This is a genomic window from Sphingobium sp. GW821-FHT02B05 (assembly GCF_059421905.1).
On the sequence record NZ_JBWKVW010000001.1, the window covers coordinates 186924 to 212200 of the forward strand.

Sequence of the window (25277 nt, forward strand, 5' to 3'; positions counted from 1 at the left end):
CAAAAAACACTGGATTGTAAGGGAAGGGGAATGTCGGAAGGCCTCAACTAAAAGACATTAAGGGGGCTTTTTGATGAAGATCGAGGGTTTGATTTCGCGCGGCGCGATTGCTGCCGCGCTCCTCTACGCCGTTCCTGCCTTCGCGCAGGACGCTGGACCACAGGAGGCTGCGCCAGCGGAGCCTGGGCAAACCATCATCGTCACCGGTACCCGCCGTACCGACCGCACCGTTGCGGAATCGCCCACACCGATCGATGTCTATTCCGGCCAGGAACTGCAAAAGCAGGGGACGGCCGACATGAACCAGGTCATCCAGAATCTGGTCCCGTCCTTCTCGGTCGCGCGCTATGCGATCGGTGACGGTTCTTCCTTCGTCCGTCCGCCCAACCTGCGCGGGCTGGCGCCTGACCAGACGCTGGTGCTGGTCAACGGCAAGCGCATGCATCGCAGCGCACTGGTCCAGATCGGTGCCAATGCCCAGTCGGCCGGCGCCCATTCGGCCGACCTTGCCCAAATCCCCGCCATCGCGGTCAAAGCTGTCGAAGTGCTGCGCGACGGCGCATCGGCACAATATGGCTCCGACGCAATCGCCGGCGTCATCAACATGACGCTGCGCGACGATGTCGGCTATTCCGGCTATGCCCGTTATGGCCAATATTATCGCGGCGACGGCGAGGATTATCAGGTGGCGCTGAACGCTGGCTTCAAGCTGGGCGACAGCGGCGTCATCAATATCAGCGGCGAATATGTGAACGCCGGCAAGACCAGCCGTGGCGTAACGCGCGCCGGTGCGCATCTGCTGGCACAAGAGCAGCCCGACATCGGCGTACCGGCGCTGGCGCAGCGTTACGGCAATCCGAAAATGGAATCCTACCGCATCTTCGCCAACGGTCATTTCGACCTGGACGACACCAGCAGCATCTACTTCTTCGGCAATTATGGCCACAGCTTCCAAGAAGAGAGCTTCAACTATCGACAGTCGGTGGACACTGCCGGGGTCGACATTGAAGGCAACAGCTTTGGCCGCAACGGCATCTACAACGACTATTTCACGGACTTCGACAACACGCTGCCGGGTATCCAGACCGGTGCGGCTGGCGGTAACGTCTATGCACCAAATGGTTATGATCCGGCCACGCGCGACTATACGCAGGTGTCGACCTGCTCCAATCCGCTGGTGCAGAATTGGAGCTGCGTCTATTCGGGCGGCTTCACCCCGATCTTCTTCGGCAAGATCGACGATATTTCGGGCACGGTCGGCTATAAAGGGACGATGGGCTTCGGCCTGAATTACGACCTGTCGGGCAGCTATGGCCAATCGACGCTGAAATATACGATGGACGGCACGATGAACCCGTCGCTGGGCATCACGTCGCCGACCGAATTCTATCTGGGCAAGCTGCAACAGCGAGAAACGCTGTTCAACGCGGACTTCAGCTATCCGTGGGAAGTCGGCTTCGCCAGCCCGATCACCATCGCCTTTGGCGGGCAATATTTCCGGGAATCATATGAGCTGGGCCTGGGCGACGCGGCATCCTACGCCGTCGGTCCCTATACCGGTAACCTGGTCTTCCATCAGGACGGGACGCCGGTGCTGAATGCGGACGGCACGCAATTGTCCGTTACCCTGCCGGTGGGCGCCAACGGCTTCCCCGGCTATGGCCCAGCCATTGCAGGTGAGAGCAGCCGCAATTCCAAGGGTCTCTATATAGATATCGAAGGCGACGTGACCGAACAGCTGTCGTTCGGTATCGCCGGCCGTTACGAGCATCTGTCCGACTTCGGCAATTCGACGACGGGCAAGTTCTCTGCCCGCTACGCCGTCGTGCCGGACATCCTTGCCCTGCGTGGCACGGTGGCGACGGGCTTCCGCGCGCCGACGCCCGGCCAGGTCAATTCGAGCAGCATTGCGACCGTGTTCAATCCCGGCAATCCCAATGCGATCGAATCGATGACGCTGCCGGTGACCAGCCCGGTCGCCGCCTTCCTGGGCGCAAAGCCGCTCACGCCCGAGGAGTCGGTAAGCTTCTCGCTGGGCACCGTGTTCACGCCGGCTCCGGGCGCCACGCTGTCGATCGACTATTACAACATCAAGGTGAAGGATCGCATCGGCACGTCGGGCACCTTCGAGATCGACAACGCGCAACGTCCCACGCTCCAGTCGCTCGGCCTTGCGAACTATGCCACGGTCAATGAAGTGCAGTTCCTGACCAACGCCTTCGACACCCGCACGCAGGGTATCGACGTCGTCGGCAGCTACCGGATGCCGATCGGCGATCTTGGCGTGCTCAATTCCACCCTGGCCTTCAACTGGAACAAGACCAAGGTCACGTCCCGCGATACCACGGTGGTATCGGACGTTCGTGTGGCGCAGCTGGAAAAGACCCTGCCCAAGACCCGCGTCATCCTGACCGAGAACTGGACCGCCGGGCCACTGTCCATATTGGGACGCATGAACTGGTACGGCAAATATACCATGACGGATGATGGCCCGGTGTCGCAGACCTTCGGCAGCGAATTCGTGTTCGATCTGGAAGTCAGCTACGAGCTCAACGAGAATTTCACGCTGAGTGCCGGTGCGCAGAATATCTTCAGCAACTATCCCGACAAATTCTCCAATACCAAGGGCACGTTGGGACCGGTCTATGCGTCGACCGGCGGGCGGTTTACCGGCGATATCTATCCGGACGTATCGCCCTTCGGCTTCAATGGCGGCTTCTGGTACGCAAAGGCTGGCTTCAAATTCTGATCCTGCCTGGCCATTGTGTTGCAGCCGGTCCCTTGCGGGGCCGGCTGTTTCCTTGCACGGACGCCTGCATGCTGACCCATCGCCTTGCTACGGTTGCCGACGAAAGAGCCCTTTGCGTCGTCATGAGCCGCGCCATCGAACAATTGCAAGCTGCTTACCTGACGCCGGAGCAGGTGGCGGCCAGCCATGGCTTCATGGGGCTGGACAGCCGTTTGATTGCCGACGGCACCTATTTCGTGATCGAGGACAGGGGCGAGATTGCCGGCTGCGGCGGATGGAGCCGGCGGGCGACGCCCTATGGCGGCAATCATAGCGCGGGGCGCGACGACCGGGCGCTGGACCCGGCGACCGAGGCGGCGAAGGTGCGGGCGATGTACACCGATCCCGATCATGTGCGCAAAGGCGTGGGGACGATGATCCTGTCGCTATGCGAGGCGGCGGCCAGGGCGGAAGGGTTCGGCGCGCTGGAACTGTCCGGCACGATGGCCGGGGTACCGCTCTATCGCAGCTTCGGGTTCGAAGGCGTGCGCGCATTTGAAGACAGCGGCGTACCGATGCTGCTGATGCGCAAGGTCATGGCCTAGCGCATCATGCCATGAGGCGGATACGTCAGACGGGTGTCCCGGCTTAGGCCGGGGCCATTCCTACGCTCTGAACTGGACCCCGGCCTGCGCCAGGTAACTTTGAGCCATGGCTGCCCATCATTTTCTGGCCTTGCGGCTGGTGAACCACAGGCCGGCGAGGCTGATGAGCGCGGCGGCCGACATATAGAGGCCGACAAGGCCCACGCCCTGCATGCCGATCAGCCAGGTTGCGACGATCGGGGCGAGCGCTCCGCCGATGATCCCGCCAAGGTTAAAGGCGAAGGACGCGCCGGTGTAGCGCAGCTGGATGGGGAAGAGGGCGGGGAGATAGGCACCCAGCGGTCCGTAGATGAAGCCCATGACGAACAGCGCGAGGCTGAGCGCCACGAAGATCGGCAGGAGCGCGCCGGTACCGATCAGCGGGCCGAAGACCAGACCCATCGCCACGGTGCCGACGCAGCCCCAGGCGAGGGCGGTGGTGGGCGTCGTGCGGTCCGACCACCAGCCGGCCAGCACGATGCTGACCGCCATGAACAGGATCGCGCCCAATTGGATGGCGAGGAAGATTTCCCGGTCGATCTTGAGAGCGGTGGTGCCGTAGCCGAGCGCAAAGGCGGTCGCGATATAATAGACGGCAAAGCAGGCGGCGCAGGCGAAGGTGCCGGCGATCGCCGCGCCCAGATGCGAGGAGAGCAGGGTGGCCAGCGGCACGGCGGGCGGCGGCGTTTCCTTTTGCGCGGCGGCAAATTCAGGCGTCTCGGTAAGCTTGAGGCGCACCCAGAGGCCCAGGATCACCAGCACCGCGCTGCCGATGAAGGGCAGGCGCCAGCCCCAGGCGAAGAAGTCCGCATCCGTCAGGAAGGCGCCCAGTAACAGGAACAAGCCGTTGGCGGCGATGAAGCCGACCGGGGCGCCCAGTTGCGGGAACATGCCGAAGCGGGCGCGCCAGCCGGGCGGGGCGTTCTCCACTGCCAGCAGCGCCGCGCCGCCCCATTCGCCGCCCAAACCAAAGCCCTGACCGAAGCGCAGCAGGCACAGGATCAGCGGCGCCCAATAGCCGATCATCTGATAGGTCGGCAGGAAGCCGATCAGCAGGGTGCAGCCGCCCATCAGCATCAGCGAGGCGACCAATGTGGCCTTCCGCCCGATGCGGTCGCCATAGTGGCCAAACACCGCCGCGCCGACCGGTCGCGCGAAGAAAGCGAGGGCGAGGCTGCCATAGGAGGCCATCAGCTGCGCCGTCGGCGAAGAGGCCGGGAAGAAAAGCGAGGGGAAGATAAGGCTGGCGGCGGTGGCGTAGATGTAGAAGTCGTAAAATTCGACCGCCGTGCCGATCAGGCTGGCCGCGAGCACCCGCTTGTGCCGCCACATTTCCCCGATCCCGTTGGTTGCTGTCATCTCTTCTCGCCCGCCCTACTTTAACCGGTTTGACCGATGGGAACGCCCTGCTTATCCGCGCCGTCGTTTCTGGTTCAGCAATTCATAGGCCATGACCGCGGTGGCCACCGCGGCGTTCAGGCTGTCGGCCTTGCCCAGCATCGGCATCTTCACCAACTGGTCGCATTCGGCCTCGTAAGCCTCCGGCAGGCCCTGCGCTTCGTTGCCGACCAGCAGGAAGCTGGGGCTGGCGTAGCGCGGTTCCTGATAATCCTGCGTGGCTTTCAGGCTGGTGCCGATCAGTTCACCGGGGCCTTCGCGCAACCAGTGCATGAATTCGCCCCAGCGCGCCTGGGTGATGGACTGGGTGAAGAGCGCCCCCATGGAAGCGCGGACCGATTCGACCGAGAAGGGATCGACGCAATCGTCGATCAGGATGAGGCCGCCTGCGCCCACGGCGTCGCCGGTGCGCAATATGGTGCCAAGATTGCCGGGGTCGCGGAGCGACTGGGCGACGATCCAGATGTCGGCCGTGCTGCGATCCAGCCTGGCAAGCGGGGTCAGCCGGTCGCGATAGACGCCGACCACCGCCTGGGCATTATCCTTGCCGCTGATCTTGGACAGGATGTCGGGCGTGGTTTCGATGACGTCGCCGCCGTCCGCCTCGATCGCGTCGATCAGGTCCAGCGCCAGCGGGTGCGTCGATCCGGCGTGGAACAGCATTTCTGGCAGCACGCCTTCCTCGCGCGCTTCGGTCAGGATGCGCAGCCCTTCGGCCAGGAACAAGCCTTCCGCCTTGCGATGCTTCTTTTCCCGCAGGGATCGGACGCGCTTCACCAGCGGGTTGGAAAATCCGGTGATTTCGCGTGCCACGGTCGTTGCTGGTCCCAAAAGAGCGGAGGAAGCGGCTTCCTTACCCATGGAAAGGCGAAAAGGACAGGGGGCAGGTTATGATGATCGTTCGGTGATGGATTTGAGGCGCGAATTTTGCGAAGGCAGCGATATGGATTCCAAAACGCCCCCGCCGCCGGTTCCGCCGCTGCACGTCTCGCCCAAGATCGAGGACGGTTTCTTCCTGGGCGTCGTGCTGGTCGTGTCGATCGCCTTTGCGCTGGTGATCGAGCCTTTTTTTGCCGCCGTCTTGTGGGGCGTGATCGCCGCGATCCTGTTCGCGCCGCTCAATCGCCAGATATTGTCGGCCATTCCCACGCACCGCAACGGCGCGGCGCTCATCACCCTGTTCCTGATCCTTGGAGTGGTCATCGTCCCCGCTTTCGTGCTGGGCGCGGCACTGTTGCAGGAAGGCGCCTATTTCTACGCCAAGATCCAGTCGGGCGAGATTAATTTCGTGCGATTGTTCGGGCAGGTGCTGGCGGCGCTGCCCGATTGGGCCACGCCCTATCTGCGGCGGCTGGGCCTGACCAATTTCTATGCGGCGCAGGACATGGTGACGAAGGGCGTTACCAGCAGTTTCCGCACATTGGCGGCGCAGGCGTTCCAGATCGGGCAGAGCGCGTTCAGCTTCTTTGTGGCGCTGGGCGTGATGCTGTACCTCACCTATTTCCTGCTGCGCGACGGGGAAATGCTGTCGCAACGCATCGCGGCGGCCGCACCGCTGCGCGCCAGCCAGCGGCAGGCACTGATCGAACAGTTCGTGATCGTCATCCGCGCGACGATCAAGGGAAGTATCGTCGTGGCGATCGTGCAGGGGCTGATCGGCGGCATCGTCTTCTGGGCGCTGGGCATTCAGGGCGCGCTGTTGTGGGGCGTGCTGATGGGCGCCTTTTCCCTGTTGCCCGCGGTTGGCACGGCCATCGTCTGGGTGCCGGTAGCGATCTATCTGTTCGCGACCGGGGCGATCTGGCAGGGCGTTGTGCTGGTGGTGTGCGGCGGGCTGGTCATCGGATCGGTCGACAATGTGCTGCGCCCGATCCTTGTGGGACGCGAGACGCGCATTCCCGACTATGTGGTGCTGATATCGACGCTGGGCGGGCTGGAGATGTTCGGCTTCAACGGCATCGTCATCGGCCCGGTGATCGCAGCCCTGTTCATCGCGACCTGGAATATCTTCACCCGGATGCGCGGTGCGGACGCAGCGGTCGAGGGGTGACAGGCTGTTCATCATACGTCACCCCAACGCAGGCTGGGGTCGCATGCGATGAAGCGCAAGGCGGCCTGAGATCCCAGCCTTTGCTGGGATGACGGTTATTGGGTGGGGTTATTCCTCGCCGAATTTATCTTCGACCAGGCCGACGAGCTTGCCCAGGGAATCGACGGCTTCGGGGCCGGAGGCCTTGATGACGATGCTGTCGCCCATGGCGGCGCCCAGCATCATCAGGCCCATGATGGACGTGCCGGTGACATGATTGCCGTCCTTGCTGACGATGATGTCGGCAGGCAGGCCGCTGGCCAGGGTCACGAATTTGGCGCTGGCGCGGGCGTGGAGACCGCGCTTGTTGCTGATGCGGACTTCCTGGCTGATTTCATTCATGTGGTGCTGCCCAACAGTTCCGACGCTACGCTGATATATTTCTGCCCGGCTTCGCGCGCGGCGGCAACCGCAGCGCGCACGTCCATCACCTTGCGCGCGCTTTCCAGACGGATGAGCATGGGCAGGTTGATGCCCGCGATCACCTCTATCTCGCCCGCCTTGAGCAGGGAGATGGCAAGGTTGGAGGGCGTGCCGCCGAACAGGTCGGTCAGCAGGATCACGCCCGATCCGCTGTTGACGCGGGCGACAGCCGTCGCGATGTCCGCGCGGCGCAATTCCATGTCGTCTTCCGGCCCGATGCAGATCGTTTCGATCTGCTGCTGAGGCCCGACCACATGTTCCATGGCCACGACGAATTCGGTCGCCAGCGACCCATGGGTGACGAGTACGAGTCCGATCATCTGCTTTCGCGGCCCACCTTTGTCATGATTATGCTTTCGGGCCTCCCGGACGACGCTTCTCCAGACCATCCTGGGGCGTCGATTCAATATTGCGGTGCAAGATGGTGGGCGAAAAGCCGGCCTCTTGCAAGTATTTCGCGACACGTTCCGCCACATGGACGGAGCGGTGCTTGCCCCCCGTACAGCCGAACGCGACGGTGATATAGGCTTTCCCGCCCTCCGAATAGCGGGGCAGGAGGGTGGTGAGCAGATCCTCGATCTTGCCCACCGCTTCCTTATAGGCCGGGTCTTGGGCGATATAGGTCGCGACTGGCGCATCAAGGCCGGTCATCGGGCGCAGGGTCGCATCCCAGTGCGGGTTGCGCAGGAAGCGCATGTCGAACATCAGGTCGGCGTTGCGCGGTACCCCGCGCGAAAAGCCGAAGGACAAGATGGTCAGCACCGGGTCCGACAGCCGTTCGAGCGAGAAGCGGTCGCGGATTTCCTGTTGCAGCGAATTGCTGGTGAAGCCGGTGGTGTCGATGACCTGCGTCGCCCAGCGACGCAGCGGTTCGGTCAGTTCGCGTTCGCGGGCGATGCCGTCGGCAGCCGGGCGGTCGAGCGCGAGGGGATGGCGGCGGCGCGTCTCGGCAAAGCGGCGCTCCAGTTCGGTACCCGAACAGTCGAGGAACAGGGTTTCGATGTCATGGCCATGGCGTTCGCGCATCGCCTTGATCCGCTGGACGATGGCATTGGCGTCGAAATCGCGGGTGCGCGCGTCGATGCCCAGCGCCAGCGGGCGTTCGTCGACGCCGGCATGTCCGGCGGGCAGGGGGGTGTCGAGCAACCGGTCGAGCAGCACGAGGGGCAGGTTGTCGACCACCTCCCATCCCATATCCTCCAGCGTCTTGAGCGCAGTGGTCTTGCCGGCGCCGGACAGGCCCGACAGCAGGAGGATCGTCTTGGGCTGGGTCATGCTGCGTCCAGCCCCAGCGCCCGCAGCGCCAGTTCGACCTTGATCGGGGCGGAGGCTTCGAACGGGGAAATCTTTACCACCGGCACGGCGATGCCGGCGACGGTGCGGTGGACCGGCTCCAGCGGCATGCGATCGACCGGATCGAACAGGTCGGCGATCAGGGCGACCGGCGCGTCGGACAGGGTGGCCATGGCGACGATCCCCATCCCGCGCACCTCCATCTTGCCCCGGATCGTATCCGGCGCGGTGGCGACCAGCCGGCCGTCGATGCGCTTGACCAGGGTATAGTCGTCGCTGACCAGCGTGGCGCCACGATCGATCAGGCGCAGGGCAAGGTCGGACTTGCCGCTGCCGCTTGGCCCGCGCAGCATCACGACGCGGCCATCAATGGCCACGCTCGTTGCATGCAGCGTCTCTGATGAAAGTGCGCGCGCCATAACCCCTTGGCGATCCTTCTACCCTGAGTTGACGGGGATGGCTATGCCTTTGGCGGGCGACCCTGCGTCCTATTCCGACACGATGCCGGGATCGCGCTCCACCGCCATGGGCAGGCGGACGACGAAGCGGGCGCCGTTCTGCGCATCTTCGCGGTCGCCGATCGCGATCTTGCCCTGATGCCCCTCCACGATAGAACGGGCGATGGCCAGGCCCAGGCCCGAATGTTTGCCGAACGTTTCCCCTTCCGGCCGGACGCTGTGGAAGCGACGGAAGATATGTTCGCGCTCCGAAGGCGGGACGCCGGGGCCTTCATCCTCGACGCTGACCAGCACCTGGTCGTCGGCGACGGTGGCGATGATCCGGACCAGCCCGCCTTCGGGCGAGAAGGAGATGGCGTTGTCGATGAGGTTGTCGAGCACGCGGATCAGCCGGCCTTCTTCCCCCAGCACCACCGCGACATCCTTGCGCGGGCGGGCGAAGGCGAGGCGGACGCTGCGCGGCACGCCGCGTGCTTCGCGGGCGATGACCATCTTTTCGATGAGCAGGCCAAGGTCGATCGGCTCGAACCGGGTGCGGGAGAGTTCGGCATCGACGCGCGAGGCTTCGGCAATGTCGGTGACGAGGCGGTCGAGGCGGCGGACATCGTCCTGCGCGATGGCCATCAACTGTTCGCGCAGGTCCGGGCGATCCACCCGATCGAGCGCGTCGAGGGCGGAGCGGAGCGAGGCGATCGGGTTCTTGAGTTCATGGGATACGTCGGCGGCGAAGGCGTCGGTCGCGTCGATCCGCTGGCGCAGGGCCAGGCTCATGTCGGACAGGGCGCGGGCGAGCATGCCGATCTCGTCGCGCCGTTCGGGCAGGCGCGGCACCGTCACTTCGCGGGCGCGGCCAAGGCGGACGCGGACGGCGGCGCGGGCGAGGCCCTGCAACGGGCGGACGATGGTGCGGGCAAGGAAGAGCGAGAGCAGGACCGAGGCGAGCACCGCAACGGCGAGCACCATGCCCAAACGCAATCGTTCGGCGCGCACGGTACGGGTGATGTCGCGGGCGTTTTCAGTCGCGAGCAGGCTGGTGCCGTCGCGCACCGGGACGGCGGCGGAGATCATGAAGGTGCGGTCGGGGGCATAGCGGTTGAGCGCCTGCGGCCGGCCTGACTTGCGCGCGACGGCGACTTCCGGCCAGGCATCGGCGCGATCGACCGTGGGCTCTTCGAAATCGGGCGGTCGGTCGGCGGACACGATCTTGTCCACGACCTTGTCGAGGAAACGCGCGACATGGCGCTGCCATTCCTCTTCGGCGGGGGAGCGAAGGCGATAGCGCGGCGCATCCATGGTGAAGCTGTCGGCGATCAGGCCGCCGCCCGGCGCATAGCGGCGCACCCGGTCGCCGGTCTGGCGCGAATAGGCGGCGATCAGCGCATTGTGCCGGTCGGCCGGGGCATTTTCCAGGCCGATGGCGAGCAGCTTCAATTCGCGCGCGGACTGTTCCAGCCGATCGTCGATGATGCGGGTGCGATAGCTGTCGAGATAGAAGAAGCCGCCCGCCAGCAAGGCGAGGGCGAAGACGTTGACCGCCAATATGCGCGGCGTGAGGCTCAGTCGCCCCGACCAGCGCACCGACAGCGGTACGCAGTCATTCTTCGGAGAATCGGTAGCCGGCGCCATAGAGGGTGTCGATTGCATTGAAGTCGGAATCCACCTCGCGGAATTTGCGCCGCAGCCGCTTGATATGGCTGTCGATCGTGCGGTCGTCGACATAGACGTCGTCCTGATAGGCGGCGTCCATCAACTGGTTGCGGTTCTTGACCACGCCGGGGCGCTGCGCAAGCGTTTCCAGGATCAGAAATTCGGTGACGGTCAGGGTCACGTCCTGTCCGTTCCATTTCACCCGATGCCGCGCCGGGTCCATTTCCAGCCGGCCACGGATGATCGGGTCGGCCACAGGCTGGTCCGGGGCGTCGGGTGTCTTGCTGACTTCGGCGCGGCGCAGGATGGCGCGGATGCGGGCGAGGAGCAGCCGTTGCGAGAAGGGCTTTGCGATATAGTCGTCCGCGCCCATGGCCAGGCCCAGCGCCTCGTCCAGCTCGTCTGCCTTGGACGTCAGGAAGATGACCGGCATCTGGCTCTTTTCGCGCAGGCGGCGCAGCAGTTCGATCCCGTCCATGCGGGGCATCTTGATATCGAAGACGGCAAGGTCGGCGGGATTGTCCAGCAATGCCTTCAGCGCGCCTTCGGGATCGGAATAGATGCGCGTCAGAAAGCCTTCGGTCTGAAGCGCGATCGACACCGATGTCAGGATATTCTTGTCGTCATCCACCAGGGCGATGGTTGCAGTCATGCAGTGTCCCGTGATCGTGAGAAAGGGGGATATGGCGCCAGCGTTAGACGAAGGTGCGCCATGTCGCAAGGAAGGGGCTGGGCGAACATGGCCGGTCGATGCTGCGGCGCAAGCGTCGAAATTCGGGACATATGGGTATTTCCGGGATTTGACGCTGTGTGCGCAAAGCCCTATGCCAATGCCTGTCAGCAGCAAGAGACGCCGTGTTCACACAAGCGGCGCTCAAGGGGCGGATCGACCGCATTTGCAAGCAGCGAAGCGGTAGGGAAACCATATCAGGAGCAAAGGCGTGCAGGCCAAATCCTCAATCACCCTGGCCGACCAGGGCATCACCACCCATGCCACCGAGTTCTGGAACCTGGGCACGGCGCCGCTGGTCGAAGCGGCGGTGCGCAACGGCGAAGGCATTCTTTCCAAGGACGGTCCGCTGGTCGTGAAGACCGGCAAGCATACCGGCCGGTCGGCGAGCGACAAGTTCATCGTGCAGGATGCCGAGACGCAGGACACCGTCTGGTGGGGCAAGACCAACGTGCCCATGACGCCCGACCATTTCGCCGCGCTGAAGGAAGATTTCTTGCACGCGCTGGGCGAGAAAAGCACGCTCTATATCGCCGACCTGTTCGGCGGATCGCAGCCCGAACATCGCGTCAAGGTGCGCGTCATCAACGAGCGCGCCTGGCACAATCTGTTCATCCGCACGCTGCTGGTGCGGCCGAGCGCGGAGGAACTGACGGACTTCGCGCCCGAATATACCATTATCGACCTGCCCACCTTCAAGGCCGACCCGGCCCGCCATGGTTGCCGCAGCGAAACGGTGATCGCGGTCAACTTCACCGAGAAGCTGATCCTGATCGGCGGCACCAGCTATGCCGGCGAAATGAAGAAGTCGGTGTTCGGCATCCTCAACTATCTGTTGCCGGTAAAGGGTGTGATGCCGATGCACTGTTCGGCCAATATCGGCGCGAATGGCGACACGGCGGTCTTCTTCGGCCTGTCGGGCACCGGCAAGACGACGCTGTCGGCGGACGCCAGCCGCACGCTGATCGGCGACGACGAACATGGCTGGTCGGATACCGCCGTCTTCAATTTCGAGGGCGGCTGCTATGCCAAGATGATCAATCTGTCGGCCGAGGCCGAGCCGGAAATCTTCGCCACGACCAAGCGGTTCGGCACGGTGCTGGAAAATGTCGTGATCGACGAGGAGACTCGCGAGATCGATCTGGACGACAACGCACTGGCCGAAAACAGCCGGGGTTCCTACCCGATCGATTTCATTCCGAACACGTCGGAGAAGAATCTGGGTCCGGTCCCGAAGAATATCATCTTCCTGACCGCCGACGCTTATGGCGTGCTGCCGCCGATCGCGCGGTTGACGCCGGAACAGGCGATGTATCACTTCCTGTCCGGTTACACCGCGCGCGTCGCGGGCACGGAGATCGGCGTGACCGAGCCGACCGCGACCTTCTCCACCTGCTTCGGCGCGCCGTTCATGCCGCGCCATCCCAGCGTCTATGGCAATTTGCTCAAGGAGCGGATCAACAAGGGCGGCGTCACCTGCTGGCTGGTCAATACCGGATGGGCGGGCGGCAAGGCGACGATGCCGGGGATCAAGCGCATGCCGATCAAGGTGACGCGCGCGCTGCTCAACGCCGCGCTGGACGGCAGCCTGAACGAGGCGGAGTTCCGTACCGATCCGAACTTCGGCTTCGACGTGCCGGTGGCGGTCAATGGCGTGGAGCCGACCATCCTGGACCCGCGCGCCATGTGGGCGGACAAGCAGGCCTATGACGCGACCGCCGCCACGCTGGTGAAGGCGTTCGTGGACAATTTCGCGCAGTTCGTGGACCATGTCGACGACGGCGTGCGCGGGGCTGCACTGGTCGCCGCCTGATCCATCGGGCCAAGCTTAGGCAAGGGCCGGGGGCGTGATCCCCCGGCCCTTTTGCTTTGGATCGAGGACGCAAGCTGCTATCATGCAGGCCAACCTTTTACGCGGGAGTTATGGGCATGTTCGACGATCTGATCGGTAAATTCGGCGGGCTGGAAGCGATCGCAGGGCAGATCGGCCTGACCCCGGATCAGATGCAGGGCCTGTTCAGCGAGATCAGCGCCAAGATCGGGTCGGGCGAGACGAGCGTGACCGCGCTGGCCGAAACGGCGGCGGAACATGGCGTGTCGGCCGACAAGTTGCAGGCATTGCTGGGCACGTTCGGCGGACCGGAAGCGATATTGGGCCAGCTGGGCGGCTTTTTCGACAAGGATGGCGACGGCAATCCGCTCAATGAACTGGGCGGGATCGCCAAGGGGCTGTTCGGGTAGGACCGATCGACATTCAGCCCTGACGGGCTGCGAATGGCGATCCTTGACGCTTCCTGTGCTCACGTACTTTTAGTACGCTGCGCTCCGGGTCGCCAAGCATCACCATTTTCGCCGCGTCATCATCTGAATGTCGACCGGCCCTAATGGAACCCTTTAGGTCAGAGCAAAGGGCGCTCTATCGGGACCACAAGTTTTTTTGGCCTTGCCTTCGCCATGCGGACGGGCCATTCGCGGACTTCGACTTTATTGCGAACGATCCGCAAAAGGGCATCGCCGGTGCGATGCTTCATAGACTGCAAGGATGGACTGTTGACCGACGAGACGATCGAAAAGCCGGTTCTGGAACCCACCGGCGCGCTTTCCGTGGAAACCGTGCTGTCGGTGAAGCATTGGAACGAGCATCTGTTCAGCTTCCGCATCACGCGGCCGGCCAGCTTCCGCTTCCGGTCGGGCGAGTTCATCATGATCGGCCTGAAGGGTGACAATGGCAAGCCGCTGCTGCGCGCCTACTCGATCGCGAGCCCCGCCTGGGACGAGGAAATCGAGTTTCTGTCGATCAAGGTGCAGGACGGTCCGCTGACCAGCAAGCTCCAGAAGATCGAGCCGGGCGACCAGATCTACCTCGGCCGCAAGCCTACGGGTACGCTGGTGACCGACGCGCTGTTGCCGGGCAAGCGGCTGTTCATGCTGTCGACCGGTACCGGCCTCGCGCCGTTCCTGAGCCTGCCGCGCGACCCGGACGTGTACGAGTTTTACGAGCAGGTCGTGGTGGTCCATTCGGTGCGCCGGGTGAGCGACCTGGCCTTCCGCGACGAGATGGAAGGCAAGTGGGGAGACGACCCGCTGGTGTCGGAACAGGCGCCCAATCAGTTCCATTATGTGCCGACCGTGACCCGCGAGCCGTTCGACGGCCACACCGCGCGGATCGACAAGCTGGTCGAGAGCGGCGCGCTGTTCGAGGGGATTCCGGGCGCGGCCAAGTTCGACCCCGAAACCGACCGGATCATGATGTGCGGCAGCATGGAGATGATCAAGCAGTTCGGCGCCTATTTCGAGGAGCAGGGCTTTACCGAAGGATCGAACGCGGCGCCGGGGCAGTTCGTGATCGAGCGGGCTTTCGTTGGCTGAGGGCTGACGGTCATGAGAATAGGAAAGGCCGGGGGAGCGATCCTCCGGCCTTTTTTGTTTGGAACGACTTGTTCCCCGGCGCAGGATATTACGCCCCCTTGCGGTCCGCCACCCAGGCGTCGATGTTCTTTCCCAGCACGGTCATCGGCACGCCGCCGCCCTTGACCACGGCGTCGTTGAACAGGCGGAAGTCGAATTTTTCGCCCAGCGCCTTTTGCGCCATGCCGCGCAGGCGGACGATTTCGCCATGGCCGACCTTGTAGCCGCAGGCTTGCCCCGGCCAGGCGCAGTAGCGGTCCACTTCGCCCTGCACATCTTCCACGCTGGAGCCGTTGGTGGTGGCGAACCAGTGGATGGCATGATCGCGGGTCCAGCGCTTGGCATGGAGGCCGGTGTCGACCACCAGACGGCAGCAGCGATAGGCGATGGATTGCAGATAGCCCAGCCGCCCGGCTATGTCGCCGTCATAGGCGCCCAGCTCGTCGCCCAGCTGTTCGGCATAGAGCGCCCAGCCCTCGCTATAGGCGTTGAAGGCGAGGAGGGAGCGGATCAGCGGCAGCTTGTAGGTATATTCGCCCTGCCAGATATGGCCCGGAATCCCCTCATGATAGCAAAGGGTCGGTAGCGAGTAGCGCGGCCAGATGCTGGTGTCGCGCAGGTTGATATAATAGTTGCCCGGCACGCTGCCGTCGATGGAGCCGGCGCCGGCATAGGCGCCGGGCGCGCCCGCCTCGATCTCCACCGGCACGCGCTTCACGATCAGCTTGGCGGGGACGAGGGTGGCGAAGGCGCGGGGCAGGCGGGTGCGGATGTCGGCGAGGCGGCCGTCGATGAAGCTGAGGATCTGCTGGCGGCCGGTGTCGTCATTGGGGAAGAGATAGCGCGGGTCCTTGCCCATGGCGGTCATGCGTTCGCCGACCGTGCCCTTGGTCATGCCCAGTTTCCTGAGCAAGCCGTCCATTTCCGATTGCAGCGCAGCAAGCTGGGCGAGGCCGAGCTTGTGGACGTCGTCGGGCGACAGGGTGGTGGTGGTGCCGGCTTTCAGCGCCCAGGCATAATAAGCGTCGCCGTCGCGGAATTTCCAGACGCCCGCGTCCATCGTTGCCCTGGCGCGCTGGCGTTGCAGTTCGGCGACCTGGGCGGCAAGCGCGGGGGTGACGGCGTCGCGGACGATCTGCGCGGCCTTTGCGGCATAGTCGCCGGGCATGTCCTTCGTGCGGCGGGCGATGGAGGCGACGGGGACCTGGTTGTCGATCGGCTGGGCCTGGACCATGGCCATTTGCTTGAGCGTCTTGTCGAGCAGGAAGGCGGGGGCGATCACGCCGAGGCCGGCATCATGCTTCAGGCGCTCCGTCTCGCCGTTCAGGTTCGCGGCATAGAGTTGCAGGCGGGCCAGATAGGCGTCGGCGTCAGCGCTGCTTTTGATGCCATGATTGCTGTCGAGGAAATCGGGGGTTTCCACGAAGCTGCCGGTATTTTGCGCCACGGCATAGGGGCTGTTGCGATAGGACCAGTTGCTGTTCATGATCGCCATGTCGCCGAAGGGGAAGGTGAAGCCTTCCGCCGCGGTTTCATGCGCCGTCAGCGCGACTTCGACGTCGGTGCGGGTCGCGGGCGAAAGCGGGGCGAGGTCGATGGCGCGCAGCCGGGCGAGGCGGTCCTGCACATGGGCGGCGATCTGCGCCTGGCCGGCCGGCGTCTTGTTGCCGAGGCGGCTTTTGAGCGGGAGCCGGGCACCGGTGTCGAGGCCAAGGCCGCTCGCGGTTTCGGGGGCGTCGGCCAGCATCGCTTCGGCCATGTCCGCCAACAGGGCCTGCGCGGCGGCATCCGCGCCGGTGGCGGCGCGTGCGGGAAGGGCCGACAAGGTGACGGCGGAAGCGCCGGCTGCGAGCAGCGCGCGGCGGGTGGTCAGCATGGGGGAAGTCTCCGGTGGGTTTCTTGCCCTTGGAGCAGTTTCCGATCCGATTTCCATCGGCCCGGCTGCTCCAAGTTTCTGGTTTGCCACGTTTTCCGAGCCAACAGGCGATTCCACCGGCTTGGGCAACGCTCTAACTTCGCATATTTCCCGCAGATTTCGACATCTTATTTCCTATTGGCGACAGATTATGACAAGGGCGCGGCGCTGTTTAAGGTGCCGCCGCCGCCGCTGGCCTGCACAAGGACCGGATGCAGCCGAGTCCATTGTTCGGGCGAAAAGGGGCCGCGTTCGGCCAGGTCGGCAAGCAGGCGGCGATGCGCGATCCGTTCGCGATGGAGCATGGTGGCGTGGCGTTCGCCATGGGATCGCAGCGCGGCGAAGAGCAGGCGGTGATTGGGTTCGCTGCGCATGCCGACGACCTGCCCGCGCCGGACGATCGGCCGCTCCAGCCGTTCCTGCCCAAGGGCGACGGCGCGGGCGCGGCTTTCGTCCAGCCCCATTTCCAGCGCCCAGTCCCAGGCGGCGGCGAAGCTTTCCGCGCCGGGCCGCGCCCGCAGATAATAGGCCGATCGCGGCGTACAGCCAACGCTGCGCGCCGCCTGCGCCACCACGCCGCAGCGGGACAGCGCGGCGATGAAGGCGATCTGGGCATCGTGCGTCCACCCCCGCGCGCGGCGGGCGAGGATGACGGGAGCGAAATGGAGGAGATCTGGCTGGGTCATGCCGGGGAGGGTGGCACGATGGTGGGGGTGTAGGACAGGGAATAGGGGGGTGTGTCATCGCCGACGAACATCATCGCTCATGCCGGCCCAATATTAGCCCGCAAGCGTAGCGAGCCGCCGTTCCTTCACATGCGCGCGCCAGGCGCCAGGTCTTTTTCCGCCAGCCGACATGAGGGTAAGTTCGGTTGTCTCCGGGTTCCATTGGGGGCCCATCGTGGTTGCGAGCATTTCTATAGCCTTGCAGAAGCGCTCATAGTCGCGACCGTCATTCCAGGCACTGACATGGGACGTCAGGCGACGTTCGGGAACCGTTCCCTTCTTTTCCTGATGCCAAGTCAGCATGTGATCCATTTTCACCAATTCTTGCCCACATAGCAGATTGATCGAGCAGCCTAGCCATTGATCCATGATGTAACCAACCGGCGCCCCATTACGCGGCATAAGGAAATAGATAAGTTTGGTGAAATAGGCCGGTTTCATGCCGGTGATCGCGCCTTGATGGCACAGGGTCGCACACGCATCAAAGGCATCGCTGCGCAGGAATTGTCCGGCCCGGATAGCGTGGGCAATGGGAAGCCACGCTTCTACCGGCTTCTTGAAGAGATGATCGCGGTTATTGCGATGCATGCCACCCCAGGCGAGGACAGCGATGCACAATTCGAGCGTACCGATAGCCGGATCGGTCTGCATGGCGATTAGACGGGAACGGTTGAAAGTTCCAGAAAGCAAGACTCGGTTGACAGCTGGTCGTTTGTCGGTCCCGGCATCATACCAGGCCAGAGGGGCAAATCCTTCGCTTTCCTCGCCTTGGGCGAAGGCCGCAGGAACAGGGTGCATATCTTGGAACGCGCACAGTTGCTCAGTATCAAAAACGATCGGTAAGTTAGCTTCAGACATGAAGTCTCCGTTTCGCCGGGAAAACAGCGCTGATCCTGCGCCGCAATAGGCATGCCAAGCAGGCATTCCCCGCGTCGCGCCCTATAAAATCTGCCTGATATCATTTTCCCGGTCGATCCGGAAAAATCCCGGTCTATCAAAAGCATCACCAATCGACGCGCTCTGTCATCGCCGGATGTCCATGCAACGCTCACCTGCGCGTCCGCCATCGGGACCACCGCTTTGGGAATCAAGTAGAAGACAGGGAGGCAAGTCCGCTTAAATCCCCTCCACCCGCAGCACCGTGCCGTCCACGCCCGTCACCCGCATGCGGGTGCCGGCCGGGGTGTCCGGGCCGGTGGCGCTCCAGACGCTGTCGCCGACCTTGACGCGGCCTTCGCCGGCGGTGATGGCTTCGACCACCGTGACGTTCTGGCCGATCAGCCGGGCGCTGCGGTCGTTGAGCAGCGGGTCGGACGAGGGGACCGAAGGTCGTCAGCATCGAAATCTCCCCGTTATCGCTTGGATTATGCGCCCCATTCGTTAACGGGGAAAGGCAAACCGTTCCAGGAGAGTATCATGTTGCTGCGTCATGCCCGTTCGCTGCTGTTCCTGCCCGCATCCAATGCCCGCGCGATCGCCAAGGCGCGGACCTTGCCATGCGACATGGTGATATTGGACCTGGAGGATGCGGTGCCGGCCGATGCCAAGGACGCAGCGCGCGACGGCGCGGTGGCGGCGCTGGCGGAGGGGTTTGGCGGCCGGATCGCGGCGGTGCGGATCAATGTCGAAGGCACGCCATGGCACGGGGTGGAGATGGTCGCGGCCAAGACGGCGGCGCTGGACTATATCGTGCTGCCCAAGGTGGAGCATCCCAAGCAGGTCAAGGATGTGTTCAGCGTGTGCCAGAAGCCGGTGATCGCGATGATCGAAAGCGCGCGGGGCGTGCTGGCAGCGGCGGAGATTGCGCGGGGCGAGGGCTGCGCCGCGCTGTTCATGGGCAATAACGACCTGCGCAAGGATCTGGGTATTCCGCCGTCGGCCGGGCGGGCGGGCCTGGCCCATGCGATGCAGGCGGTGGTGCTGGCGGCGCGGGCGGCGGGCATCGCCGTGTTCGATGGCGTGTTCAACCGGCTGGAGGATGAGGTCGGGCTGGAGGCGGAATGTGCCGAGGGCTATGCGCTGGGCTTTGACGGCAAGACGCTGATCCATCCGAGCCAGGTGACGGTGGCCAATCAGGTGTTCGGCCCCGATGCGCAGGCGCTGGCGGACGCGCGGCGGCTGGTCGAGGCGGCGAGCGGCGGGGCGGAACGGTTCGAGGGCCGCATGATCGAGGCGATGCACGTCGAGGAAGCGCAGGCGCTGATCGCGCGCGCGGAGGCGGTGGGGGCATGAGCGAGCGGCGGTCGGACACGCCATGCCGACGGTCAACGGATGGGCGACGATGGCAGGGCGCGCGATCTACGTCCCCCTAGTCACCATTGGCATCCACCATGAACACAGTGGGCTTGCCGCGCGACGCAGGGTCCCATCCTGCCGACAACGCCGCGCGCACCCCGCGCGAGGCAATCGCATCGTTGATGTGCAAACGCCCCTTGGGCAATCCTTTCATCAGGCGCTTGGGCGTCGGGAATTCCAGCACGGCTTCGCGCGGCATGTCCCTTTGGCGCAGGGACACGGTCATGCCCTTCCAGCCATCGAAGGAGGATAATTGCGGCTCGCTCAGGAGAGCCCAATCATATTTGAATCCGTCGATCTCGACAGTGCCGCTGCGGCCGGGTGCTTGAAACATGTCATGCCATTAGCATGGCAGCCGCGAAACTTCATCCATCCTGTCGCGGGATGTGCCGGACGCCCTCAATCGTCCAGCCAACCCGCCAGTATCTCGCCCCGATGCCCGTCGGGCGCCAGCGCCGCGCGCAAGGCTTCCAATAGCGGCGGCAGTGCCTGGGTGAAGGCGTAGGGCGGGTTCACGATGAAGAGGCCCGCGCCGTTATAGATGCCGGGTTGTTCGCGATCATAGAGCCAATGTTCCACCACCAGCAGTTTCGGGATGCCAAGCCTGCGCAGCTGCTGCTTCCACTTCCAGTGCGTGGCATGGTCTTTGAGCGGATACCAGATCACCGTCACGCCATGCGCCCATTTGCGGTGCGCGGCGGCGAGGGTCGCGGTGATGCGCGCGCGTTCGTCCGTCTGCTCATATGGTGGGTCGACCACCACCACGCCGCGTGGCGTGCGGGGCGGCACCATAGCCAGCCACAGCTCATAGGCGTCGCGTTCATGCACGGCCGCGCCGGTGCCTCGCATCGCGCCGCGCAGAGTGTAGGCGTCTTGCGGATGCTTTTCATTGAGGATCAGGAGATCCTGCGGGCGTGCAAGCTGCGCCAGGAACCGTGGCGAGCCGGGGTAAAGCTGCGGTTCGTCCCCTTCATTCACCGCTTGCACGGCGGCACGGTAATCGTCCAGCAAGGGGTTGGGATCGGCAAAGGCCCGCATGACGCCCTGCGTCGCTTCGCCAGTGCGTTGCGCCTGGTCCCCGCCAAGGTCGTACAGCCCGCAGCCGGCATGGGTGTCGATCATGGTCAGCGCGCCCGGCTTGTGCTGCAAGGCCCGCACCAGGGCGATCAGGAGGCTGTGTTTCACGACATCGGCGCTGTTGCCGGCATGGAAGGAATGGCGATAATTCATGGTGACTCGAAATTCAGACGATCGGCCTTTACGAGGTGCCGGGCCTTCTGCAAAGCGAAGCGATGGGAGCGCCGATAGGGACCGGTCGCGGCCACCCGGCTGGCCCCAAGTCTGTCTTATGGCCTAGCGTTTTTCATATTTCCAGTTGCGGCCTTTGCCTTGCGCGATCCATTCGATGGCCTGGGCGATGCGCTGGTCGCGGGTGGGGTCGGTCTTCGCGTCGATGATCCATTCGCAATAGTCGCGGATCTTGCCGGGCGGGAAGCTGGGCCAGGTCGCCGCGGCGGACGGGTTGGCGGCGATTCCGGCGGCGAGGGCCGGCGGCACGGGGAGCGATTCGCGCGGCTGGCGGGCGGTCATGCGGGGCGGCTTTGCGCCGGCGTCGATCAGGGCGACGGCTTTGGCGAGCAGGGCGCGCAGATCCTCGTCGGAGGGGAGGTCGGCCAGGCTGGTGAGCTTGCCCAGATGGCCCATGCCGTCGCGGGGCTTTTCGGCGTCGCTATACCAGAGGTTGACCGCGGCATGCCCCTTGAAGGCGGCCATCGAGGCGAGATTTTTGTCCCGGTAGAGGAAATGGGGGAAGCCCCATTTGATGGCTTCGACGACGTTCGGGTAGGCGGCATGGACGAGCGCGCGGACATGGGCGAGGATGGGGCGGGCGAAGTCGGCCTGGGCGGCGATATAGGCGTCGACTTTGGCTTCGTCGGTCATCTTGCGTCCTCCCCCCCCATCCAGCTTCGCCTAAGCCCTTTGGCCCGAGGCTTCATATGCTTCTCCCCCCATCAGGGGAGAAGGGTCAGCATCTGTGTTTCGCCGTGAGCAGATAGTTGATCGCGGTGTTGGCGGACAAAGTGAAGCCGCGGGCGGGGTCGAAGCCAAGGCCGATGCTGTCGGTGACGTCGAGGCCCGCCTGGTCCAGCAGCGCGGTCAATTCTTCGGGCGTGATGAATTTGTGCCAGTCGTGCGTGCCCTTCGGGATGCCGCCGACGCTTTCGCCGATGGTGATTATGGCGAGGCGGGAGAGCGGCGTGCGGTTGGGGGTGGAAAGGATCATCAGGCCGTCGGGGGCAAGCTTCCCCGCCAGCGCGCGTACGAAGGCGGCGGGGTCGGCGACATGCTCGATGACTTCCATCGAGGTGACGAGGTCGAAGCCGGCATCGGCCATTTCCTCCACCGGGGTGGCGCGATAGTCGATGGCCAGCGCCTGTCCTGCGGCATGGCCCTGCGCGGCGGCGATATTTTCAGGCGCAGCGTCAAGGCCGGTGACGGTAGCGCCGAGCCGGGCGAGCGGTTCGGTGAGCAGGCCCGCGCCGCAGCCGACGTCGAGCGCGCGTTTGCCGGTCAGGGGACGGAAGGCCTGCGCGTCGCCGGGCCAATGGCGGTCGATCGCGGCGCGGATATAGCGCAGGCGCACGGGGTTCAGCTTGTGCAGCATCGCGCTGGAACCGGCTGGATCCCACCAGTCGGCGGCCATGGTGCCGAAATGGGCGGCTTCCTTCGGGTCGATGGTGGCGGTGGTCTGGGTCATGATGCGCCTTGGGTCTGCGGCCCCCGAAAGGAAGAACGGCCGTTGGCTTCGCCAGCCTTGGGCCGACAGGCTCAGGGCGAACCGGGGGTGTTTGGATTGTCCTGAGACTGCTTTTAGCAGGCCGTGGGCGGGAGGCAAATGGGCTATCCCGTTGAAGGCAAAAGAGTGGCGCGGGATGTCTCGACCCATATGGCAGGATTGCTTGCCATATGCGCCCGCGCTGCTAATAGGAGCGCCGTTTAGCCCTTTTGGGATATTTTCTTTCATAATAGCGAATAGGTTCGACAAGCAAATGGCGCGCATCGTGATGAAATTCGGCGGCACCTCCATGGCGGGGATGGAGCGAATTCGCAACGTGGCGGCGCGCGTCAAACATGTCGTCGAACAGGGGCATGAAGTCGCCGTCGTCGTATCCGCCATGGCGGGCGAGACGGACCGGCTTGTGGGTTTCTGCAAGGAAGCGTCCGCCCTCTACGATCCGGCGGAATATGATGTCGTGGTCGCGGCCGGCGAGCAGGTCACCAGCGGATTGCTGGCGATGACGCTGAAGGCGCTGGGCGTCGATGCGCGCAGCTGGCTGGGCTGGCAGTTGCCGATCCGCACGGTCGAGGCGCATGCCAAGGCGCGGGTGAGCGACATCGATACGCTGGACCTGCTGGCGTCGATGCGGTCGGGCACCGTGGCGGTGATCCCCGGTTTTCAAGGCATGATGGCCGATGGCCGCGTGTCGACGCTGGGCCGGGGCGGGTCCGACACGTCGGCGGTCGCGGTTGCCGCCGCGATCAAGGCCGATCGCTGCGACATCTACACCGACGTCGATGGCGTCTATACCACCGACCCGCGCATCGTGGCGCGCGCGCGCAAGCTGAACCTCGTCACCTATGAGGAAATGCTGGAGCTGGCCTCGGTCGGGGCCAAGGTGCTCCAGACGCGCTCGGTCGGCCTCGCCATGAAGGAAGGCGTGGTCGTGCAGGTGCTTTCCTCCTTCGATGATCCCACCCAGACCGATCTGCCCGGCACGCTGATCGTCAGCGACGCGGAACTGGAAGCCAAGCTCAAGGAAGACAAGATGGAACGTCAGCTCATCACCGGCATCGCCCATGACAAGAACGAGGCGAAGATCATCGTGACGCGCGTGCCCGACAAGCCGGGTGCGGTCGCCAGCATCTTTGGCCCGCTGGCCGATGCCGCGATCAATGTCGACATGATCATCCAGAATGACAGCAAGGACACGGAAGAGACGGACGTCACCTTCACCGTGCCGCGCGCCGACCTGGCCCGCAGCGTCGACATATTGGAAGCGCGCAAGGACGAGATCGGCTTTCGCCGGATCATCACCGACACCGAAGTCGCCAAGATCAGCGTCGTGGGCGTGGGCATGCGCAGCCATGCCGGGGTCGCCGCCACGATGTTCAAGACGCTGGCCGAGCGCGGCATCAATATCGAGGCGATTTCGACGAGCGAAATCAAGGTTTCGGTGCTGATCGACGAGGATGAGACGGAACTGGCGGTGCGCGTGCTGCATACGGCCTATGGTCTGGACGCGCCGATCGCATAAATTTTCTATTCCCCTCCCTTCCAGGGAGGGGCTAGGGGTAGGTGCGAGCGAAGCGAGCCTGCCCTTTGGTCGATAGCCTGGGGCGCCGCTGTGCGGCGCACCCACCCCAACCCCTCCCTTGAAAGGGAGGGGCTTTTTTGGTTTTGAACGGATTATATATGACCCACGCCAAGCTCATTTCCCTCATGGCTCGCGGCACCGAATTTTTCGGCAGCCAGAGCGCGATCCTGTGCGGGGCGATGAGCTGGGTCAGTGAACGCAATCTGGTGGCGGCGATGTCCAACGCCGGCGGGTTCGGCGTGATTGCGTGCGGGGCGATGACGCCCGAACTGCTGGACGCGGAGATCGTCGCGACCAAGGCGCTGACGGACAAGCCGTTCGGCGTGAACCTGATCACCATGCACCCGCTGCTGTTCGACCTGATCGACGTGTGCGCGAAACATGATGTGTCGCATATCGTGCTGGCGGGCGGCCTGCCGCCCAAGGGCAGCATCGAGGCGATCAAGCAGAAGGGCGCCAAGCTGATCTGCTTCGCTCCGGCATTGGCGCTGGCCAAGAAGCTGGTGCGGTCGGGCGTCGATGCGCTGGTGGTGGAAGGCATGGAAGCGGGCGGCCATATCGGCCCCGTGGCGACCAGCGTGCTGGCGCAGGAAATCTTGCCGGAAATGGCTGAACAGGTGCCCGTCTTCGTCGCGGGCGGCATCGGCCGGGGCGAGGCGATCGCCGCCTATCTGGAAATGGGCGCGGCGGGCGTACAGCTGGGCACCCGCTTTGCCTGCGCGAGCGAGAGCATCGCGCACCCCAATTTCAAGAAGGCGTTCTTCCGCGCGTCGGCGCGCGACGCGATCGCCAGCGTGCAGATCGACCCGCGCCTGCCGGTGATCCCGGTGCGCGCGCTCAAGAATGCGGGGACCGAAGCCTTCACCGCCAAGCAGCGCGAAGTCGCCAACCTGCTGGACAGCGGCGCGGTGGACATGATGGAAGCGCAGCTCCAGATCGAACATTATTGGGCCGGCGCGCTGCGCAAGGCGGTGATCGACGGCGATGTCGAGGGCGGATCGTTGATGGCGGGACAGTCGGTCGGCATGGTGACGAAGGAAGAGCCGGTCGCCGACATCATCGCACAGTTGATGGCGCAGGCTGCCGAGGCGCTGGAACGGCGAGTCGCTTAAAGGGTTGCGGTGAGTCGCGGGTTAGGCATATTCCCC

The 25277-nt window shown here is 64.2% G+C and carries 24 protein-coding genes and 1 pseudogene; 9 read left to right on the plus strand and 16 right to left on the minus strand.

Annotated features, from left to right (window positions below; genetic code table 11):
* The first annotated feature begins 73 nt into the window (after nucleotides 1–73).
* Nucleotides 74–2749: a TonB-dependent receptor plug domain-containing protein gene (locus AC07UX_RS01070; RefSeq protein WP_495190186.1), complete on the plus strand. Its 2676-nt coding sequence runs from the start codon at nucleotides 74–76 to the stop codon at nucleotides 2747–2749.
* Between the two features lie 68 nt (nucleotides 2750–2817).
* Nucleotides 2818–3333, plus strand: a complete 516-nt coding sequence (locus tag AC07UX_RS01075) for a GNAT family N-acetyltransferase (protein ID WP_495190187.1) — start codon at nucleotides 2818–2820, stop codon at nucleotides 3331–3333.
* 117 nt (nucleotides 3334–3450) lie between these two features.
* Here AC07UX_RS01075 and AC07UX_RS01080 read toward each other — a convergent pair whose 3' ends face one another.
* Nucleotides 3451–4731, minus strand: a complete 1281-nt coding sequence (locus tag AC07UX_RS01080) for an MFS transporter (RefSeq protein WP_495190188.1) — start codon at nucleotides 4729–4731, stop codon at nucleotides 3451–3453.
* A gap of 51 nt (nucleotides 4732–4782) precedes the next feature.
* Entirely contained in the window at nucleotides 4783–5583 is an 801-nt protein-coding gene (locus AC07UX_RS01085; RefSeq protein ID WP_495191746.1) for a TrmH family RNA methyltransferase, read from the minus strand.
* A gap of 130 nt (nucleotides 5584–5713) precedes the next feature.
* Between AC07UX_RS01085 and AC07UX_RS01090 the strand changes: the two genes are divergently transcribed.
* Nucleotides 5714–6820, plus strand: a complete 1107-nt coding sequence (locus AC07UX_RS01090; protein WP_495190189.1) for an AI-2E family transporter — start codon at nucleotides 5714–5716, stop codon at nucleotides 6818–6820.
* 108 nt (nucleotides 6821–6928) lie between these two features.
* Here the strand turns inward: AC07UX_RS01090 and AC07UX_RS01095 are convergent, their stop codons facing one another.
* From AC07UX_RS01095 to AC07UX_RS01120, 6 genes are all read right to left on the minus strand, one after another.
* The gene (locus tag AC07UX_RS01095; protein ID WP_495190190.1) at nucleotides 6929–7201 is read right to left on the minus strand and encodes an HPr family phosphocarrier protein; all 273 of its coding nucleotides are present in this window, start codon (nucleotides 7199–7201) and stop codon (nucleotides 6929–6931) included.
* Entirely contained in the window at nucleotides 7198–7602 is a 405-nt protein-coding gene (locus AC07UX_RS01100) for a PTS sugar transporter subunit IIA (protein ID WP_056683923.1), read from the minus strand. The genes AC07UX_RS01095 and AC07UX_RS01100 overlap by 4 nt, the downstream gene beginning before the upstream one ends.
* A 28-nt stretch (nucleotides 7603–7630) precedes the next feature.
* Nucleotides 7631–8557, minus strand: a complete 927-nt coding sequence (gene rapZ / locus AC07UX_RS01105) for an RNase adapter RapZ (RefSeq protein WP_495190191.1) — start codon at nucleotides 8555–8557, stop codon at nucleotides 7631–7633.
* Nucleotides 8554–8994 carry an HPr kinase/phosphorylase gene (locus AC07UX_RS01110; protein WP_495190192.1) on the minus strand — a complete coding sequence of 147 codons (441 nt, stop codon included), beginning with the start codon at nucleotides 8992–8994 and terminating at the stop codon, nucleotides 8554–8556. Before AC07UX_RS01110 ends, rapZ begins: the two co-directional genes overlap by 4 nt.
* Before the next feature lie 69 nt (nucleotides 8995–9063).
* On the minus strand, nucleotides 9064–10659 hold the full coding sequence (locus AC07UX_RS01115; protein ID WP_495190193.1) for a sensor histidine kinase: 1596 nt from the start codon (nucleotides 10657–10659) through the stop codon (nucleotides 9064–9066).
* Nucleotides 10628–11332: a response regulator transcription factor gene (locus tag AC07UX_RS01120; RefSeq protein ID WP_120249251.1), complete on the minus strand. Its 705-nt coding sequence runs from the start codon at nucleotides 11330–11332 to the stop codon at nucleotides 10628–10630. The genes AC07UX_RS01115 and AC07UX_RS01120 overlap by 32 nt, the downstream gene beginning before the upstream one ends.
* Nucleotides 11333–11621: 289 nt before the next feature.
* On the opposite strand from AC07UX_RS01120, the gene AC07UX_RS01125 reads away from it, so the two are divergent.
* The 3 genes from AC07UX_RS01125 (at nucleotide 11622) to AC07UX_RS01135 (ending at nucleotide 14779) form a co-directional block, all read left to right on the plus strand.
* Entirely contained in the window at nucleotides 11622–13223 is a 1602-nt protein-coding gene (locus tag AC07UX_RS01125) for a phosphoenolpyruvate carboxykinase (RefSeq protein ID WP_495190194.1), read from the plus strand.
* Between the two features lie 110 nt (nucleotides 13224–13333).
* Nucleotides 13334–13651, plus strand: coding sequence for a hypothetical protein (locus AC07UX_RS01130; protein ID WP_495190195.1), 318 nt, complete (start codon nucleotides 13334–13336; stop codon nucleotides 13649–13651).
* Nucleotides 13652–13960: 309 nt separating this feature from the next.
* Complete coding sequence (locus AC07UX_RS01135) at nucleotides 13961–14779, plus strand: ferredoxin--NADP reductase (RefSeq protein ID WP_495190196.1); 819 nt, start codon at nucleotides 13961–13963, stop codon at nucleotides 14777–14779.
* Between the two features lie 88 nt (nucleotides 14780–14867).
* On the opposite strand, the gene AC07UX_RS01140 is transcribed toward AC07UX_RS01135, so the two are convergent.
* From AC07UX_RS01140 to AC07UX_RS01155, 4 genes and pseudogenes are all read right to left on the minus strand, one after another.
* A complete protein-coding gene (locus AC07UX_RS01140; protein WP_495190197.1) occupies nucleotides 14868–16694 on the minus strand; it encodes a DUF885 domain-containing protein in 1827 nt (608 codons plus the stop codon).
* Nucleotides 16695–16882: 188 nt separating this feature from the next.
* Nucleotides 16883–17419: a hypothetical protein gene (locus tag AC07UX_RS01145; RefSeq protein WP_495190198.1), complete on the minus strand. Its 537-nt coding sequence runs from the start codon at nucleotides 17417–17419 to the stop codon at nucleotides 16883–16885.
* Nucleotides 17420–17512: 93 nt separating this feature from the next.
* On the minus strand, nucleotides 17513–18316 hold the full coding sequence (locus AC07UX_RS01150) for an 8-oxoguanine DNA glycosylase OGG fold protein (RefSeq protein ID WP_495190199.1): 804 nt from the start codon (nucleotides 18314–18316) through the stop codon (nucleotides 17513–17515).
* 258 nt (nucleotides 18317–18574) lie between these two features.
* Nucleotides 18575–18781: pseudogene (locus tag AC07UX_RS01155) on the minus strand (NfeD family protein); the annotation flags it as partial.
* Nucleotides 18782–18874: 93 nt separating this feature from the next.
* Here AC07UX_RS01155 and AC07UX_RS01160 point away from each other — a divergent pair.
* Nucleotides 18875–19690, plus strand: a complete 816-nt coding sequence (locus AC07UX_RS01160) for an HpcH/HpaI aldolase/citrate lyase family protein (protein WP_495190200.1) — start codon at nucleotides 18875–18877, stop codon at nucleotides 19688–19690.
* A gap of 76 nt (nucleotides 19691–19766) precedes the next feature.
* Here AC07UX_RS01160 and AC07UX_RS01165 read toward each other — a convergent pair whose 3' ends face one another.
* The 4 genes from AC07UX_RS01165 to ubiG all read right to left on the minus strand — a co-directional run bounded on the left by AC07UX_RS01165 (nucleotide 19767) and on the right by ubiG (nucleotide 22511).
* Nucleotides 19767–20087, minus strand: coding sequence for a hypothetical protein (locus tag AC07UX_RS01165; protein WP_495190201.1), 321 nt, complete (start codon nucleotides 20085–20087; stop codon nucleotides 19767–19769).
* 65 nt (nucleotides 20088–20152) lie between these two features.
* Nucleotides 20153–20983: a 23S rRNA (adenine(2030)-N(6))-methyltransferase RlmJ gene (locus tag AC07UX_RS01170; protein ID WP_495190202.1), complete on the minus strand. Its 831-nt coding sequence runs from the start codon at nucleotides 20981–20983 to the stop codon at nucleotides 20153–20155.
* Nucleotides 20984–21106: 123 nt separating this feature from the next.
* Nucleotides 21107–21694 carry a YdeI/OmpD-associated family protein gene (locus AC07UX_RS01175; RefSeq protein WP_495190203.1) on the minus strand — a complete coding sequence of 196 codons (588 nt, stop codon included), beginning with the start codon at nucleotides 21692–21694 and terminating at the stop codon, nucleotides 21107–21109.
* 85 nt (nucleotides 21695–21779) lie between these two features.
* A complete protein-coding gene (gene ubiG / locus AC07UX_RS01180) occupies nucleotides 21780–22511 on the minus strand; it encodes a bifunctional 2-polyprenyl-6-hydroxyphenol methylase/3-demethylubiquinol 3-O-methyltransferase UbiG (protein ID WP_495190204.1) in 732 nt (243 codons plus the stop codon).
* A 292-nt stretch (nucleotides 22512–22803) separates the two neighbouring features.
* Here ubiG and AC07UX_RS01185 point away from each other — a divergent pair, with 292 nt between their 5' ends.
* The gene (locus AC07UX_RS01185; RefSeq protein WP_495190205.1) at nucleotides 22804–24069 is read left to right on the plus strand and encodes an aspartate kinase; all 1266 of its coding nucleotides are present in this window, start codon (nucleotides 22804–22806) and stop codon (nucleotides 24067–24069) included.
* Nucleotides 24070–24227: 158 nt separating this feature from the next.
* Complete coding sequence (locus tag AC07UX_RS01190; RefSeq protein ID WP_495190206.1) at nucleotides 24228–25241, plus strand: NAD(P)H-dependent flavin oxidoreductase; 1014 nt, start codon at nucleotides 24228–24230, stop codon at nucleotides 25239–25241.
* The last annotated feature ends 36 nt before the right edge of the window (nucleotides 25242–25277 follow it).

What these genes read in the sequence shown, in the direction of transcription:
- AC07UX_RS01115 (WP_495190193.1), bottom strand. Translation starts at nt 10,659, where the DNA reads ATGGCGCCGGCTACCGATTCTCCGAAGAATGACTGCGTACCGCTGTCG.
- AC07UX_RS01150 (WP_495190199.1), bottom strand. Translation starts at nt 18,316, where the DNA reads ATGTCTGAAGCTAACTTACCGATCGTTTTTGATACTGAGCAACTGTGC.
- AC07UX_RS01095 (WP_495190190.1), bottom strand. Translation starts at nt 7,201, where the DNA reads ATGAATGAAATCAGCCAGGAAGTCCGCATCAGCAACAAGCGCGGTCTC.
- rapZ (WP_495190191.1), bottom strand. Translation starts at nt 8,557, where the DNA reads ATGACCCAGCCCAAGACGATCCTCCTGCTGTCGGGCCTGTCCGGCGCC.
- AC07UX_RS01110 (WP_495190192.1), bottom strand. Translation starts at nt 8,994, where the DNA reads ATGGCGCGCGCACTTTCATCAGAGACGCTGCATGCAACGAGCGTGGCC.
- AC07UX_RS01100 (WP_056683923.1), bottom strand. Translation starts at nt 7,602, where the DNA reads ATGATCGGACTCGTACTCGTCACCCATGGGTCGCTGGCGACCGAATTC.
- AC07UX_RS01190 (WP_495190206.1), top strand. Translation starts at nt 24,228, where the DNA reads ATGACCCACGCCAAGCTCATTTCCCTCATGGCTCGCGGCACCGAATTT.
- AC07UX_RS01175 (WP_495190203.1), bottom strand. Translation starts at nt 21,694, where the DNA reads ATGACCGACGAAGCCAAAGTCGACGCCTATATCGCCGCCCAGGCCGAC.
- AC07UX_RS01130 (WP_495190195.1), top strand. Translation starts at nt 13,334, where the DNA reads ATGGGCATGTTCGACGATCTGATCGGTAAATTCGGCGGGCTGGAAGCG.
- AC07UX_RS01160 (WP_495190200.1), top strand. Translation starts at nt 18,875, where the DNA reads ATGTTGCTGCGTCATGCCCGTTCGCTGCTGTTCCTGCCCGCATCCAAT.
- AC07UX_RS01080 (WP_495190188.1), bottom strand. Translation starts at nt 4,731, where the DNA reads ATGACAGCAACCAACGGGATCGGGGAAATGTGGCGGCACAAGCGGGTG.
- AC07UX_RS01140 (WP_495190197.1), bottom strand. Translation starts at nt 16,694, where the DNA reads ATGCTGACCACCCGCCGCGCGCTGCTCGCAGCCGGCGCTTCCGCCGTC.
- AC07UX_RS01185 (WP_495190205.1), top strand. Translation starts at nt 22,804, where the DNA reads ATGGCGCGCATCGTGATGAAATTCGGCGGCACCTCCATGGCGGGGATG.
- AC07UX_RS01075 (WP_495190187.1), top strand. Translation starts at nt 2,818, where the DNA reads ATGCTGACCCATCGCCTTGCTACGGTTGCCGACGAAAGAGCCCTTTGC.
- AC07UX_RS01165 (WP_495190201.1), bottom strand. Translation starts at nt 20,087, where the DNA reads ATGTTTCAAGCACCCGGCCGCAGCGGCACTGTCGAGATCGACGGATTC.
- AC07UX_RS01145 (WP_495190198.1), bottom strand. Translation starts at nt 17,419, where the DNA reads ATGACCCAGCCAGATCTCCTCCATTTCGCTCCCGTCATCCTCGCCCGC.
- AC07UX_RS01070 (WP_495190186.1), top strand. Translation starts at nt 74, where the DNA reads ATGAAGATCGAGGGTTTGATTTCGCGCGGCGCGATTGCTGCCGCGCTC.
- ubiG (WP_495190204.1), bottom strand. Translation starts at nt 22,511, where the DNA reads ATGACCCAGACCACCGCCACCATCGACCCGAAGGAAGCCGCCCATTTC.
- AC07UX_RS01090 (WP_495190189.1), top strand. Translation starts at nt 5,714, where the DNA reads ATGGATTCCAAAACGCCCCCGCCGCCGGTTCCGCCGCTGCACGTCTCG.
- AC07UX_RS01170 (WP_495190202.1), bottom strand. Translation starts at nt 20,983, where the DNA reads ATGAATTATCGCCATTCCTTCCATGCCGGCAACAGCGCCGATGTCGTG.
- AC07UX_RS01120 (WP_120249251.1), bottom strand. Translation starts at nt 11,332, where the DNA reads ATGACTGCAACCATCGCCCTGGTGGATGACGACAAGAATATCCTGACA.